14 protein-coding genes and 1 pseudogene are annotated in these 14,419 nt (G+C 66.1%); 4 read left to right on the forward strand and 11 right to left on the reverse strand.

The features are described 5' to 3' along the window. Window positions 1-42 precede the first annotated feature (42 nt). From G3480_RS06485 to cobM, 5 genes are all read right to left on the reverse strand, one after another. The gene (locus tag G3480_RS06485) at window positions 43-1,119 is read right to left on the reverse strand and encodes a porin family protein (protein ID WP_164652897.1); all 1,077 of its coding nucleotides are present in this window, start codon (window positions 1,117-1,119) and stop codon (window positions 43-45) included. 133 nt (window positions 1,120-1,252) lie between these two features. Next, window positions 1,253-3,091, reverse strand: coding sequence for a hypothetical protein (locus tag G3480_RS06490; RefSeq protein WP_164652899.1), 1,839 nt, complete (start codon window positions 3,089-3,091; stop codon window positions 1,253-1,255). A 304-nt stretch (window positions 3,092-3,395) separates the two neighbouring features. Then, window positions 3,396-4,355, reverse strand: coding sequence for an adenosylcobinamide-phosphate synthase CbiB (gene cbiB, locus G3480_RS06495; RefSeq protein ID WP_164652901.1), 960 nt, complete (start codon window positions 4,353-4,355; stop codon window positions 3,396-3,398). Beyond that, on the reverse strand, window positions 4,352-5,527 hold the full coding sequence (locus G3480_RS06500; RefSeq protein ID WP_164652903.1) for an adenosylcobinamide amidohydrolase: 1,176 nt from the start codon (window positions 5,525-5,527) through the stop codon (window positions 4,352-4,354). The genes cbiB and G3480_RS06500 overlap by 4 nt, the downstream gene beginning before the upstream one ends. A 10-nt stretch (window positions 5,528-5,537) precedes the next feature. Then, complete coding sequence (cobM, locus tag G3480_RS06505) at window positions 5,538-6,332, reverse strand: precorrin-4 C(11)-methyltransferase (protein ID WP_476718465.1); 795 nt, start codon at window positions 6,330-6,332, stop codon at window positions 5,538-5,540. Between the two features lie 205 nt (window positions 6,333-6,537). Here cobM and tcuA point away from each other — a divergent pair, with 205 nt between their 5' ends. Both tcuA and tcuB read left to right on the forward strand, forming a co-directional pair. After that, window positions 6,538-7,941 carry an FAD-dependent tricarballylate dehydrogenase TcuA gene (tcuA, locus tag G3480_RS06510; RefSeq protein WP_164652907.1) on the forward strand — a complete coding sequence of 468 codons (1,404 nt, stop codon included), beginning with the start codon at window positions 6,538-6,540 and terminating at the stop codon, window positions 7,939-7,941. Continuing rightward, the gene (gene tcuB, locus G3480_RS06515) at window positions 7,928-9,031 is read left to right on the forward strand and encodes a tricarballylate utilization 4Fe-4S protein TcuB (protein WP_164652909.1); all 1,104 of its coding nucleotides are present in this window, start codon (window positions 7,928-7,930) and stop codon (window positions 9,029-9,031) included. Before tcuA ends, tcuB begins: the two co-directional genes overlap by 14 nt. Window positions 9,032-9,102: 71 nt before the next feature. Here tcuB and G3480_RS06520 read toward each other — a convergent pair whose 3' ends face one another. Further along, a complete protein-coding gene (locus tag G3480_RS06520; protein ID WP_164652911.1) occupies window positions 9,103-10,005 on the reverse strand; it encodes a class I SAM-dependent methyltransferase in 903 nt (300 codons plus the stop codon). A gap of 196 nt (window positions 10,006-10,201) precedes the next feature. Here G3480_RS06520 and G3480_RS06525 point away from each other — a divergent pair, with 196 nt between their 5' ends. Further along, entirely contained in the window at window positions 10,202-10,753 is a 552-nt protein-coding gene (locus tag G3480_RS06525) for a cytochrome b (protein WP_206171523.1), read from the forward strand. Here G3480_RS06525 and G3480_RS06530 read toward each other — a convergent pair. Further along, window positions 10,750-10,944 carry a hypothetical protein gene (locus G3480_RS06530; RefSeq protein WP_164652913.1) on the reverse strand — a complete coding sequence of 65 codons (195 nt, stop codon included), beginning with the start codon at window positions 10,942-10,944 and terminating at the stop codon, window positions 10,750-10,752. The two genes, G3480_RS06525 and G3480_RS06530, sit on opposite strands and share 4 nt — an antisense overlap. Here G3480_RS06530 and G3480_RS06535 point away from each other — a divergent pair. Beyond that, entirely contained in the window at window positions 10,938-11,693 is a 756-nt protein-coding gene (locus G3480_RS06535) for a cobalt-precorrin-6A reductase (RefSeq protein WP_164652915.1), read from the forward strand. The two genes, G3480_RS06530 and G3480_RS06535, sit on opposite strands and share 7 nt — an antisense overlap. An 11-nt stretch (window positions 11,694-11,704) precedes the next feature. Here G3480_RS06535 and cobJ read toward each other — a convergent pair whose 3' ends face one another. The 4 genes and pseudogenes from cobJ to G3480_RS06550 form a co-directional block, all read right to left on the reverse strand. Further along, complete coding sequence (cobJ, locus tag G3480_RS06540; protein ID WP_420824609.1) at window positions 11,705-12,517, reverse strand: precorrin-3B C(17)-methyltransferase; 813 nt, start codon at window positions 12,515-12,517, stop codon at window positions 11,705-11,707. After that, window positions 12,515-12,865, reverse strand: a pseudogene (locus G3480_RS29445) (precorrin-3B C(17)-methyltransferase); the annotation flags it as partial. The gene cobJ and the pseudogene G3480_RS29445, both read right to left, overlap by 3 nt. After that, on the reverse strand, window positions 12,865-13,593 hold the full coding sequence (locus tag G3480_RS06545) for a precorrin-2 C(20)-methyltransferase (RefSeq protein WP_164652919.1): 729 nt from the start codon (window positions 13,591-13,593) through the stop codon (window positions 12,865-12,867). The gene G3480_RS06545 and the pseudogene G3480_RS29445, both read right to left, overlap by 1 nt. Before the next feature lie 3 nt (window positions 13,594-13,596). Beyond that, window positions 13,597-14,223, reverse strand: coding sequence for a precorrin-8X methylmutase (locus G3480_RS06550; RefSeq protein ID WP_164652921.1), 627 nt, complete (start codon window positions 14,221-14,223; stop codon window positions 13,597-13,599). Between the last annotated feature and the right edge of the window lie 196 nt (window positions 14,224-14,419).

Consider the following 14,419-nt stretch of genomic DNA (forward strand, 5'->3'; position numbering starts at 1 on the left):
ATGCTCGCCGCCAGCATCCAGACAGCCAGGGACCATGGGCTCCTAATAGGACCAGGCCAAGCCACAACTGCTCACCCATTGTCGAAACGAGCGCGACTCGACCGTCGAGTCGCTCTTCAGCCAAGCAAGCGCACAGAAGCCCTCGACCTCGCCAAGGTCTCGGCGGAGCGCCAAGCTGGCACCGAGCTGATCGTCCGTTCGAGTGTCGCGACGCGGCGCTCGATCATAGGCGGTTCTGGAAAGGCTCAAGCCCAAGCTGAGCCGCCAACTCGCGCGCGGTATCGTCTCGACATCCAGCCCGACACCATGCCGCCAGTAGGCCTGGACGGGCACCGGCGAGTCACAACGCGCAGCCGTTAGGGACAGGCGCGTCGCAACTTCCGGGGCCCAGTCATAGGACAGATCGAGACCGACACCGAACAAGTCATCGTCGCGTCGGGTCGCAAGCCCCATGCCCGCGCTCTCGGACCGACCGGCGCTTGCCCCCGCGCGGCTGGATCCCGGCCGGCCGGACCAAGGCAGAGACGCATTGCGGTAGGCCAAACGGCGCGCCTCGGCCGTCAGCCCGAGCGTCGCGCGCGCATTCAGAATACGGGCGACGCGCGCTGTGACTGCGATCTCGTCGCGCTCATCCGCGGGCACCAAGGCATCCCGGTAGGCCGCGCCTTCGAGTGCCAAGCGCAGCAAGCCCAGTCCTTCCCAGAGATCATGCTGCCAATCCGCGCCCAGCGTAAGCCGGTAGCTGTCGTTGGCCGCCTCATAGTCGCGGTACCAGCCGCCGATCGAGAGTCCGAGATTGGACTCATTCCAGGGTATTGGGCGCGACAGAGTCACTGCATAGCGCGCGAAGGCCAGCTCGGGACCCTCTTGGCTCTGGGCCGGGTTGGTGTCGTATCCCGCACTCAAGTCTAGGCCGAGCTGCAGAGGGTCCGCCAAAATGCTGGTAGGGCCAAAGATCATGCTGTAACCAAGCAAGATCAGCGCCAGGTCAAGCCAACCGCAGCGGTCGCGGCCGCGCGCCCGGCATCGAGCCCGCAGCCGCTTGAGCGCGCGCCGAGTGGGACGCACGCTGTCCGGTCTCGAGAGGACAAGACCGACAACCATGATCACGGATTGCATCACCCAGCCCCCAACGCCCTGGCGCGAACTGGAGCAGCCTAGGCTAGGGGCTAGCGCCCGTCAACGCGATGCCGAGGCGGATGCCGACTGCCGCGAAAAGACACCGCAGGTGTGTTCGAGCCCCGATGGGATTTCAGGGGGCAGCGCGCGCGACGGCCTTGTCGTCGGCAGCGCCGGCCTTGGAGGACAGCTCAGGCTTGTGCGCGCTCGCAATTGCCTGGACCTGTGTTGGGCGCTCGATCCCCGTCGGCAGATCCTTGGGAACCACGGCGAGCAGCTGTGTTATGGGCGCGAGATTGACCTCGCGTCCGCGCACGAACCCCTGATCCTCGACGATGGTGCGGTAGGCCTTGTTGAGCCGGATGGCGCGCTCGGGAGAGGGCAGCAGCGCCACTGAAATGTCTTGGTGCAAGCGCTCGAAGGCATGGGGTCGCGGACGACCCTCGTCATCGAAGAAGCGCGCCTCGAGTTCCGTGTTGACGAGGAAATCGCTGCCCGAGCGCGTCGCCATGAGGAAGTGGCTGTACTCGGGCTGGGCGCCCAGCCCTTCGATCTCGACCACTGGCTCCGCGACCCTGAAGCCGTCCCGCTGGGACCAGTGCCCCCAGCCCTGTCCAGGGGTCTTGGAATCCAGCTTGCGCGCCAAGGCAAAGGTGGTATCGGTCGTGACGCCAATACCACCGTGGCAGCCCATGCAGTAGAGGGTCTCCTCCTGCGTCTGCGGTCTGAGCTGACCGCGCGCGTCTTCGATAAAGCCTTGGTAGACCCAGCCTTGCGCGAAGAGACCCCGCTCGTAGTCGCCTGGGGCCTGCTTCACGACATCATTCTCGGCCTCGCGCCGCTCCGCGTTCTCTCGGTCGGCAATCCCCTTGAGTTCAGCGTAGCTGTACCAGGCGTTCTTGCGCGCGTAGCGGAGTTCCTTCATGCGCGCTGCCGGGCGGACATGCCCCTGGTCGTCGACATCCAGATAGCGCAGGCTTTGCAGCAACTCGGTGCCCTCGGGATAGAGTCCCGCGGCCAGATGCAGCCTACCGGCGCGCTGCGCTTGCGCGGCCATGCCGACATAAGACATGGAGCGGCCCTCCAGGGGCGCCCAGTCGTAGCGAATGACCGTCGCCGTACCGAGTTGGCCGTCCTTGTCCAGATCGACGCCAAGGGCGCGCTCGTCGGCCGGATCGATCGCGACGTCGGCGCGCTTGATCAGCGCCTCGACGATGGCGAGGTTCAGCGCATAGATCTGCGAGTCGAGCTTGCCGTCGGCATCGCGCCGAAAGGCGTCTGCGAGGCGGATCAGCACATCGCCAGCCGAGCCGTTCGTCGGCCAAGAGGTGCCTGGCAGGGGATAGTAGGCGAAGGCGCGCCAGCCGGTTGGGGCGCCCTCTGGATCGAGATCGAAGCCTTGATCGTCGAAACGGAAGTAAGTGTCTGGCAGGTAGCCGTTCCAGGTGCCGTCTTGGTCAAGATCCCAATCCTGCGGCAGCGCTTCCAGGCGCGCCGCGAGGATCAGCCTGCCGTCGGAGGCGCGGTAGTTGCTGCCGCGCACATAGTCGCGCATCCAGCTGTCGTCGATCTTAGCGATCCGCTCCGAGCGATCCTCGAAGAGATTCGACCAAGGGTTCCGCAGTGCAGCGGAGGCCATCTCGAAGGTCTGCTGAAAGCCGCTGTCATCGATGTAGTTAGGGAGCTGCCCGCGTTGATGGCAGAGGTAGCAAGGATTGCGAAGGGCACCGTCGGGGCCGCGCGGCAAGACATAGCACTGCGGCACAACGTAGGCGACCTGATTGCGCAGGCGCGCGTCCCGAACCAGGTGCGCCCGATCGGCCTGAACGGATCGCGCCGCCCCGCTTGGCGCGGCGTTGCCGCCGTCGCGGGCAGCAGACCAACCCAGCCCGGCGAGGAGCAAAAGGGAACAAGCGGCGAGGAAAGCGGCCCTCACACGCAGATGAGAGTTTCCGAGGTCTGCAACACCCATGCGTAACATCCGACACCAACAACCATCAGGGTCGATCCAAAAGCCTGACGGATGGTGAGTGAAATACTTGGCGAGCCGCGCAAGCTACACCACTGTACGCAGAGCAGGTGTGAAGGTTTGATGACAGCGCGGATCGCGCGCACAGCTTGCTGACGAGAAGGCCGCAGGAGCGTCTCCAACTCTCAGGGTCAGAGGCTGTCTGAAAAACCTCGGGGCGACTTTAGACGCCCTTGGCACTGGCGAGAGGGCGAATGAATTCGCCCCTACAGCTCGGGCAATTGCAATATTCAGACAGCCTCTCAGCTCACCAGGGCATCAGCATGCGTATCGGAGCAATGATCACGCCCAGCACGAATGCCAGCACGCAGCAGATAAGGAGGAGGTTGAGCGCCGTGCGCAGGTGATCCGGCCCCAAGTCGGCCGGCCAGTCGGGATCGCCCATGTAGGCCTCATTGATGAGCTGACCCTTGACCCAAACGGGTCCGAGCAGGCGCACCCGCAAGGCGCCGGCGCAGGCCGCCTCGCTCCAGCCCGAATTTGGACTGGGCAGGATGGCGTGATACTGCCAAGCCGAGCGCAGGGCGAGGAGTGGATGGAGCCTCAGGATGGCCGCCGAGAGGGCAATCAAGACGACCGAGAGTCTGGCCGACAGCCAGTTGGCCCAATCGTCACTGCGCGCGCTCAGCCAGCCAAAGTCCAGGTAACGCTCGCTCTTGTAGCCGACCATCGAATCCAGGGTCGAGACGGCCTTCACCAGGATGAGGCCCGGCAGACCGAAGAGACAGAGTGCGAATAAGGGTGTCAGGACGCCGTCCGTCAGATTCTCGGACAGGCTCTCGATCGCGGCGCGGACGATGCCGTCGCGCTTGAGCGGCTCGGTATCACGCCCCACCAGCATCCGCATGTGCTCGCGCGCCTTGGGGAGATCCTCCAGACTCTTGAGCACACGCTGCCCCTGCTCGAGCAGCCCACGCAGCGACAAGAGACTGTAGGCGATGTAGAGATCCCAGGCCGTCGCCAATGCCGGACTCACCAGCAGCAATGCCAAGTGAATCGTCAACCAGGCGACCAGCGCACCCCCGACGACCATCGTCCAGTGGATGACACCGGCCTTGCGGTCATTGCGTCCGCGCTCGAAGAGAAGACGCTCGATGAACTGGCTCCAGCCGCCGATCAAACGCACGGGGTGAAAGCGGTAGACGGGGTCACCGAAGACCACATCCAGCAGACAAGCCCCGATGACCAGGGCGAGATGTTCGTTCATGTCCACTTCCTCTCGAAGCCTTTGACGACCGCAACGGCTGCGAGCCGGCCTGGCGTCAAATCCTGATAGGGTTGGAGCGATCCGCGAAATTCGCCGAGCGACTCCGGCCGCACCGCCACGGCGGCCGCCAAGAGCGCCGCTTGATTCAATATCGCCTCGCGGGCGACCTCCGCGTGCAGCACCCCGCCGCGCGTCAGATCGAGGATCTCGGCCATACCATAGGCCGCAGCGGCGCTCATGGGGTCATGCACGATGGCGAGCACATTCTGCTCAAAGCAGTGGGCATCGCTCGCCTCGAGCTCGGCGCGAGCAACCTCGCGCAAGACCGACTCATCGCAACCATGCCGCCCCAAGGCAGCCGTCAGTGAGCGGCGCAGCTCAGGGCACAGCCCGTTCTGCAACAGCAGGCAGCGGGTCACCGCCGCGTGGGTCGTTCGACCGATCAGCTCGCCAAGGGTATTGTGGCTGCCGGCCCAATGCCGCTCCCAGTCGCCGTCGCGCGCCAGCGGGGCAGCGATGGCGAGCTGATCCGTCCCGGTTCCGGTCGCCAGGCCGCAAGATTGCAGGCTCGGCATCCGCAGGTCCAACACCGCAGCGCTCTTGCCCTCGGTCACCATGGTCGCGGCCCGCACCAGGCACGCTGGCGTGCAGGGCTGGTTGACGAAGACCAGGGTCACGATGGTACCTGAGCCCGACTCCGACGGCGAGACAGGCGTGCCCGAAGCGACCGCGGTCGACCCATGGGCTGCGCGGTCGACGGGTCGGCTGCCGTCCTGGTATTCGTGCCAACCGGCCGGGTCGCCAGCACGGGTCGCATTGCCCAAGACACCGGCGGTTGCAATGACGGACACCGCGAGATCCTCATAGGCGGCTTGGGCAAGTGTCGCGCACTGCATGTTGGCGGCGGTCGCCATGAGTGCGGTTGATTCCGGCGGCAGCTCGCCCGCACCACAGGCGTGGCGATGATAGGCATCGTGACCAGACACCGCGCGATCGCGCACGACGTGGGCGACGCCCTCGCAGCTCTGATGATTGGCGATATGGGTCAGGTCCTCCCGCAGCCCGCCGTTGATGCGGCAGGTGCTGAGGACGCGATGCGGACGCTTGAAGGTCGCCGAGAGGTAGCGACCTTGACGGGTTAGGACATAGCGTTCGGTGTCTTCGAGCTGCATGGAACGGCGGCTAATCCGTCGCTGCACCAGACGAGCGCGCGGGGCGGAAACGGCGCGGAAAGGCGGCGTCGTAGAGTTTGGACGCCTGGGTCCGAGCGCTTGAGCGCGCGCCCAGCGCCGGGCTCACCAAGATCAATGCCTGGCGCTCGACCTTGGCCTCGCGGCAGCGCTCCGCAATGTCTTCGAGCGTCCCGCGCAGCACCAACTCCTCATCGGGCCAGGTCGCCTTGTGGACCACGACCACGGGCGCTGTCGACTGCCAGCCGGCAGCGATGAGATGATCCGCCACCGCCTGGATGCGCTCGATCGACAGGAAGATGCAGAGGGTGCAATGGTGCGCCGCCAAGGAGGCGAAAGACTCGCGCTCCGGCATCTGGGTCCGCTCGGAGAGTCGGGTGAAGATGACGGTCTGGGTGACCTCGGGCAGGGTCAGACACTCTCCGGCCGCGGCGGCCGAGGCCATGGCGGAGGAGACCCCGGAGACGATGCCGACCGGAATCCCCGCTTCGTCCAGCGGACGGGCCAGCTCGGCCAGCACGCCGTAGAGGGTAGGGTCTCCGGTCTGCAGCCGCACCACGGTCTCGTGGCGCTGAGCCCGCTCCAGCAGCCAGGCTGTCACCTGCTGAAGATCCATGGACTTGGAATCCGCGATCTCGCAGCCCTCGGGCGCCCACTCGAGCACGGTTTCGGCCACCAGGGAGCCCGTGTAGAGGATGGCGCCTGCGTCCGCGAGCAGCCGCGCACCGCGCACCGTGATGAGATCGGGCGCGCCAGGTCCAGCGCCGACGAACCAGACCTTACCCACGAGCGGTGTGCCCATCGTCAGTGCCGCGCCGGCGGCTCGGTGAAAGGGATTCTTGCATGAGGTGATGGACCTTGCGTATTGTGCGTCGATAGAGTTTGCGCCGATAACCTTTGCGGCGATAAAGCCAACTATTCTTCTCAGCTCCACGAGTCCTTGTCAAACGCCCCGTCTCGTTCGCCATCATGCCGGGTGGCCATCCACGCTGATGCCTGATCCAAACCCTTTGGGCGCCACCCCCGATGTGCTGGTCATCGGCGGCGGCACCGCAGCGCTGTGCGCGGCCATCGCGGCGCGCCGGGCCGGCGTCTCCGTGCGCCTGCTGGAGCAGGCCCCGCGCGGACTCCGGGGCGGCAACACCCGGCATTCGCGTAACCTGCGATTCATGCATGTAAAGACGACCCCGCTCTCGACAGGCCCCTATCCGGAGACGGAGTTTTGGGCCGATCTAGAGCGAGCCACGGCCGGCACCATAGACGCAATACTGACCCCATTGCTCATCCAAGGCTCGGAAGACATCACGGACTGGCTCGAAGGGGCCGGCGTGCATTTCCAGTCTCACGCGAGTGGCGTGCTGCCGCCCTCGCGCAAGACGGCCTTCCTGCTCGGCGGCGGCAAGTCCATGCTCAACGCCCTCTACACGACCGCCGAGCGCCTTGGTGTGGTCTTGAACTACGCCACCGAAGTCCAGGATCTCAGCATCCGCGACGGCCGGCTGGAGCAAGTGACCATCAGCTCCGGCGGCCATGTCCACACCCTCAGCCCAAGGGCCGTCATCGCCTGCTGCGGCGGCGCCCAGGCCAGCCGCGACTGGCTGCGCACCCACTGGGGCGACGCGGCCGAGGGTTTCATCAACCGCGGAACACCCTACGCCGAGGGCAAGGTCCTGCGCTCCATGCTCGCTCAAGGCGCCGTGTCGGTCGGCGACCCCGAGCACGCCTACCTGGTCGCGGTCGATGCGCGCTCGCCCGACGACGACGGCGGTATCGCGACCCGTGTGCGCTGCATGCCGGCGGGCATCGTCGTCGATGTCAGGGGGCGACGCGCCTACGATGAAGGCGGCGACACGGCCTCGACCCGCTACGCCCTCTGGGGACAGCGTCTGGCGCGCTTTCCGGGACAGATCGGCCACCTCATCCTGGACGCGCGCGGCGTCCGCGCGGCCCCGCCCTCGCTCTACCCGCCGCTCAGCGCGGCGAGCGTCACGGCGCTCGCCGAGGTCATGGGTATCGATCCCGTCGCGCTCGCGGCGACGGTGGCGGACTACAACGCGGCCGTCCGTGCGTCGGATGATCCTGGGGATACGGCCGCTTGGCACAGCGTCGGGCTGGATCCCCCCAAGTCCGGACATGCCCTGCCCCTCACCGAGCCACCCTTCGCTGCCTACCCCATGCGGCCCGGAATCACCTTTACCTACCATGGGGTCGGCATCGACGCTCAGACCCGCGTGAGACTGACCAAGGGTGGAGCGATGGAAAACCTCTTCGCCGCCGGCATGATCATGGCGCCGAATATCATCCCGCGCGGCTATGTCTCAGGGCTTGCGCTGACCATTGGGATCGTCTTCGGGCGCCTTGCCGGGCAGGAGGCCGCGCGCCATGCCCAGCGATGAGCGGCGCACTGAAGCCCGCCGCGTGCTCGGCATCTGCAACGCCTGCGGCTACTGCAACGGCCTCTGCGATCTCTTCGAGGCCGCCAAGCACCGGCCGCGCTTAGCGGACGGCGACCTTGCGCACCTGGCAAACCTCTGCCACGGCTGCCGCAGTTGTCTCTACGCCTGTCAGTACGCACCGCCGCACGGCTTCGCCGTCAATGTCCCGCGCGCCTTGGCTGAAATGCGCCACCAAAGCTACGCCGACTACGCCTGGCCGCGCGCCTTCGCCGGCCTGCTCGAGCGCGGCGTCCTGACTGCGGTGATGGTCGGTCTCGGCGCGGTCGGACTCCTGCTCGCCCTCGTCCTATGGAGCCTCCCCCACGACATCCTCTTCGCGCAGCACACCGGCCCCGGCGCCTTTTATCGCATCATGCCCTGGGGCTGGATGCTGGTCCTGGGACTGCTGCCGCTCGCCTGGTCGATGCTCGCCTTCGGGATGGGTCTGCACCGTTATTGGCGTGCCGCTCGGACAGAAGCTGTCACCCTGACGCTGCGCGCCCTCTTGAGCGCGCTGCGCGATGTCCTACTCCTGCGCAACCTGAGCGGCGGCGGACCGGGCTGCAATGACCTGGACGAGCAGCCCTCGCACAAGCGGCGGTGGATCCATCAAGGCATGGTGCTCGGACTCTTGCTCAGCTTCGCGGCAACGGGCGTCGCAACTTACTATCATCACGCGCTGGGGTGGGAGGCGCCCTACCCGCTCACCAGCGCACCTGTGGTCCTGGGCACCCTGGGCGGCCTGCTGATGTCCGCCGCGATCGCCGGACTGCTCTGGCTCAAGCGGCATGGAGACCGGGAGCCTACCGCAGCGGTCGCACTCAAGGCGGACTACGCCCTGCTGGTCTTGCTCTTGTCCGTCGCCCTGACGGGATTGGCCCTGCTGCTCTGGCGCGAGACGGCCGCCATGGGGCTCCTGCTGGCAATCCATCTCGGGAGCGTACTCGCGTTCTTCTTACTCATGCCCTACAGCAAGCTGGTCCACGCCGGGTACCGCTTCATCGCCTTGCTGGTCGAGGCCAGTGAGCGGACGCGGCAGCGAGATGAGTGAGACCAATCGCGGCAGCCGCATCCAGGCGCGGTGCCGGATCGGGCCTTCAAGACGGCGGTTTGACGTCAGACCTAGCCTGGCTTCGTCGCGCTGACCAAGACGTAGTCTAGGCCGCTGTAGACGCTGCTCGCGTCGAAACGCAGTGCAAAATACGCGGCCAGTCTGGCGATCGGATGCAGGCGCCGGACGGTCTCTGGGTGCTGCTGGAGATAGGCATGCAGCGGCGCGTAGACTTGATCGCGAATCGACTCCACACGGACATCCTCGAATCCGCGCAAGGTCAGCAGGGAATGGTAGGTCGGTCGGGTGTAGGTATTCGCCTCCGGAATGGCGAACTTGCTGGCCACCAGCCACCAGGACAGCCCCTGCCTCAAACGCGCCCAGACACCGCTGACCCTGGGCATCGGCAGGATATCCGCCGTGACCAGGCGCCCGCCGGGGCGCAGCACACGCCAGGCCTCGCGCAAGAAATCCTCCCGAGTCACGAAATGAAAGGCGCACTCGACGGCGACGACCTTGTCGACCGAGGCATCCTCGAGCGGCATCTGGGTCGCCGAGCCCTGACGCAGGTCGAGGCGATCGCCAAGCCCGGCCGCCTCGACCCGCTGACGCGCCACAGCCACTTGCGAGGCCGTCACATTGAGCCCAATGATGCGCTCCGGACGGCACTGACGCGCCCACAGCAGGTCCTGGTCGCCAAAGCCGTAGCCTACGTCCAGGACCTGATCGCCAGCGCCCATGTCCGCGCTGTCCGCGACCAGCATCGCCAGGGCGTCACAGGCGCTATCCAGGTCCTTCGCGTCCGGCCAGTATCCCAGGTTGAGATAGAGCCCCTTCTCCGTGGGTGAGCCGGTCGAGAGCAGGTCGTAGACACCCACGACGCCCAGCCGTTGGAAGGGATTGAAGACCCAATTGAGGTAGCCGAGCGCGCTTTGCAGCCGGCTCGGTGAGGGTTGAATGCTGGTGGTCACCATGCCCGGGGCTCCGTTCGGTTGAAGACCCCCAAGCAATTGAGGCACGACCGCGAAGCATCAACCAAGACATGATGAATCCATGTCTGAGCAAAATGCTGCCCTTTGCCCGCAGCGCGTATAAGATAGGCGCGCGGTCCAACTCGGACCCGAGCTTTCCAACCCTCTCCATCCCTGTATTGAACACGAGGTGACAACCTTGGCCACCATCCCGCGCTATACCCTACTGCAGCGCCTGCTCCACTGGCTGATTGCACTCATCGTCTTCGGCCTGCTCGGTGCCGGCCTGGCCTTCTGGGCACTCGGCTACGGCGGACTCAAGGACCTGCTTGGTGAAGAGACCACCAACACGCTCTACATGGTCCACAAGAGCTTCGGCATCTTGCTCCTGCTGCTCACCATCCTGCGCATCGTGCTGCGCCTGCGCACACCGCCACCGCCCTATGACCCGCCGCTCGGGGCTTTGGAGCGTCTGGTCGGCGGCGGCATCCATCTGCTGCTCTACGTCTTCCTGATCGGTCTGCCGATCGGCGGCTGGATTGCGACCGCGGCCTCCGGCTACCCCATTCAGTTCTTCGGCATGACGCTTCCCGGGATCATCGGTGAGAACAAAGAACTCGGCGAAATGATGTTCTTCTACCACGGGATCGGCGGCTTGATCGTCGGGGTCCTAGTGCTGATCCATATCGCCGCTGGCATCAAGCATTGGCGGCTCAAAGATGGGATCATGACGCGGATCAGCCTGCCTTAACCGCTGCACCTGGCATGGCTCCGCGATGTCAGGTCTGCCGTGGCGCCGAGCGCCACGGCCATGCGCCCAGACCGATTCCCGCCAACCCGCAGCACCAGCCCCTTCACCGCAGACCGCGCTGCGACGCCCAGCACGGCGACATATCGCAACAAGGCCAGGGTGCGCCACCAGTAGCTATCCCCGCATGACATCCCGCATCCTGATTCTCGGCGGCACGACCGAGGCCTATGGGCTCGCCGACGCCCTCGCCACCACCCCCACACTCAGCGTCATGACGTCACTCGCCGGACGGACGGCCAATCCGCGCCTGGCGGCCGGCGAGACACGCATCGGCGGCTTCGGCGGTGTCCCAGGCTTGACCAAGTATCTGCGGGATGAGGGAATCCAGGCGGTTGTCGACGCGACCCACCCGTTCGCCTCGGGCATGGGCTGGAACGCGGCCGAGGCTTGCCGCTTGGAAGGCGTCCCGCTGCTACGGCTCGAGCGTCCCGCTTGGGTCGCCACCCCAGGCGATCTTTGGAGCCCTGTCAATGATTGGGACGCGGCAATCGACGCCTTGAGGGAGACTGCTGCGAAACGGGTCTTTCTCGCCGTCGGCCGGCAGGAACTCACCCCCTTCGCCAGGCTGGACGACATCTGGTTTCTGATCCGTGTGGTGACGCCCCCCGACCCCATGCCGCCCTTTCGTCTGTCGGAGTTGCTGCTCTCGCGTGGCCCCTTCGATCTGGAGCGCGAGCGCAGACTGCTCGACGCACAGCGTATCGACACCATCGTCTGCAAGAACAGCGGCGGAGAAGCGACCGCGGACAAGCTGGTCGCGGCACGCGAGCGCGGGATCCGCGTCATCATGCGCGAGCGCCCCAAGCGACCCCAAGTCCCGCTGGCGCGAAATGTGACGGAGACTCTCGCGTGGATCGAGCGGACGCTCAGGCGGCGTTAGGCTGACTGGCGTCAGTGCTCCGCGGGCTCGCCGTCCGGATACCAGCGTGGGGTGTAGACCCAGGCGCCGCCGTCGCTGTCATTGCCGCGCGGGAACTGGCGCGTCAGGGACGAGCCGATGATGACGACAGTGCGCATGTCCACCTGATCGGGCCGCACCTCACCCAGGGTGGTCGTCAGCACCCGCTCAGCCGGACGCCCCACGTCGCGGCCGAGCACCACCGGGGTCGCGGGCAGCCGATGTCGTCTCAGGAGTTCCAGCGCCTGACAGAGCTGCCAGGGCCGCGCCTTGGAGCTGGGGTTGTAGAGCGCGATGACGAAGTCACCTTGGGCGGCATGCTCCAGCCGGCGCTCGATCTGAGACCAGGGCTTGAGATTGTCCGACAGCGAGATGATGCAGAAGTCATGACCGAGCGGCGCACCGACCCGAGCGGCGGCGGCTTGAGCGGCGGAGATACCCGGTAGAATGGCGAGGTCGACGTTGCGCCAAGCGGGCTCGTCGGACTCATCCAGTGCCTCGACGACGGCCGTCGCCATGGCAAAGATGCCTGGATCTCCGGAGGAAACCACGACCACGTGCCGCCCCTCGGCCGCAAGTCGGAGCGCTAAACGCGCCCGCTCCATCTCGCAGCGGTTGTCTGAGTCGAGAATGCGCTGCTCTGGGCGAAGGTTCCCGGCCATGCGCACGTAAGTGGTATAGCCGACGATATCCTGAGCGCGGTCCAGCTCATCCCGCACGGCGGGCGCCATCAACTCCGGGGCACCAGGTCCAAGGCCGATCACCGCGAGCCGACCAGGTCGCGGCGCTGGCGGCGCGGCGCGCAGCGCCTGCTCCAGCGCTCGGGACAAAGCGTCAGCACCCTGCCCTAGACCAAGGACAGGCGTCACGCTCGAAGCATCCGCGGCGACCGCGACCACGACGAAGGCGTGCTCGCGGCTGCCTAGTGCCGGTGCCAGGGCCATGACGAGCGGCTCAAGTGCCCCGACGAAGATGACCGGGCGAGCGGCGGCAAGCGCAGCGCTCAGGAAGTGTGTCAGGCGGCCCGGGTCGCCATCCGCCGGCACAGGCTCCAAGCCCCAGTCGGGCAAGGCCGCCCGCAAGCGCTCGGCGATGTCCGTGCCCGTTACGTCGGCAATGATGAGGAGCGGCACAGGCCCACCTAGGGACGCCATCAGCCCTTCCACCGCTCGCCCGGAATGAGCACCATGGAGAAATAGGGCACGCTCTCGGGTGAGATCTCACCGAACGGCAGGATGCGCTCGCCGTCCATGGTCGCGCGCTCGACGTAGAGCGCCCGGTCCTGGAGCCCGAGGTCGAAGATGACCCGGCGCACCTTCTCGAAGTTGCTGCCGAGCTTCATGATGGCGGCCGCCTCGACGCCGCAGAGCATCTCGGCCAGGGTCGCTTCCGGCAAGGTCGCGGCCAGCACCTGGAGCCGTTGGTCACGATAGACCAGCGGCGTGCGCAGCACAGAGGCACTGGCCACCACGGAGCAGACACCGGGAACGACCTCCGTCTCGAAGCGCTCGGCGAGCCGATCGTGCAGGTACATGAAGGAGCCGTAGAAGAAGGGATCCCCCTCGCACAGGGCCGCAACGTCGCGCCCGGCCGCGAGGTGCTCAGCCACCTGCTCGGCGGCCTCGTCATAGAAGGCGCGCATCACACCCTCGTAGTCGTATGGCGGATCCGGCTTCTTTCCGGTGATGGGATAGACCAATGGCAGACGGATTTGATCCGAGCGCAGATGCGGCTTGACGCTCGTCAGGGCATTGCCGCGCTTCGCCTTGCCGACATAGTAGGCAACGACGGGAGCATCACGCAGATAGCGCAGCGCCTTGAGGGTAATCAGCTCTGGATCGCCCGGGCCGACGCCCAGGCCAAGTAAACGCCCCTTCTCCATGACTCAGCCATGCTCCCGCCCGAGGGCGTTCACGGCCGCTGCCGCCATGGCACTACCGCCACGGCGCCCGCGGAGCGTTACGAAAGGCACGCCTCGGCTGTCCTCGGCGAGCGCCTCCTTGGACTCGGCGGCGCCGACGAAGCCAACCGGAAAGCCAAGGATCAGCGCCGGCTTGGGCACGCCCTCGTCCAGCATCTCGAGCAGTCGGAAGAGCGCGGTCGGGGCATTGCCGACAACGACGATGGCGCCTTCCAAATGCGCACGCCACAGCTCGAGCGCTGCCGCCGTCCGCGTATTGCCGAGCTTCTTCGCGAGATCAGGGACGCTCGGGTCCTGCAGGGTGCAGATGATCTCATTTGCCGCCGGCAGCCGTGCCCGCGTGATGCCTTCGGCAACCATGCGGCTGTCGCACAGAATCGGGGCACCAGACGCCATCGCGGCGAGTCCAGCCTGGCCAGCCCCCGGCGAGAAGCGCAAATCGTCGATCACATCCGGCATGCCGCAGGAGTGAATGACACGAACCGCCAGCGCTTCGAGATCATCCGGGATCGGCTCCAGATTCGCCTCGGCGCGAATGATGGCAAAGGATTGGCGATAGATGTCGTGGGCATCTCGGACGTAGTCGATCATTGCGAGTCTCTGTCACGCGGCAACGCGCAATCGCTCGGAGCAGCGCTGCTGTCCGAGTCGTGGCCCTGGCCGGAAGTCAAGAAAGAAGGGAGGGATTTGCTTCAACAAGCAGAGCAGTATAATTGCAATGTTGCTGCGCGGCCAATGGCGGCGCCAGCACCAACCACCCCACTCAACCCCGAGGGTCGATGAGCAA

This window comes from Thiorhodococcus mannitoliphagus, assembly GCF_010915725.1.
GTDB lineage: Bacteria > Pseudomonadota > Gammaproteobacteria > Chromatiales > Chromatiaceae > Thiorhodococcus > Thiorhodococcus mannitoliphagus.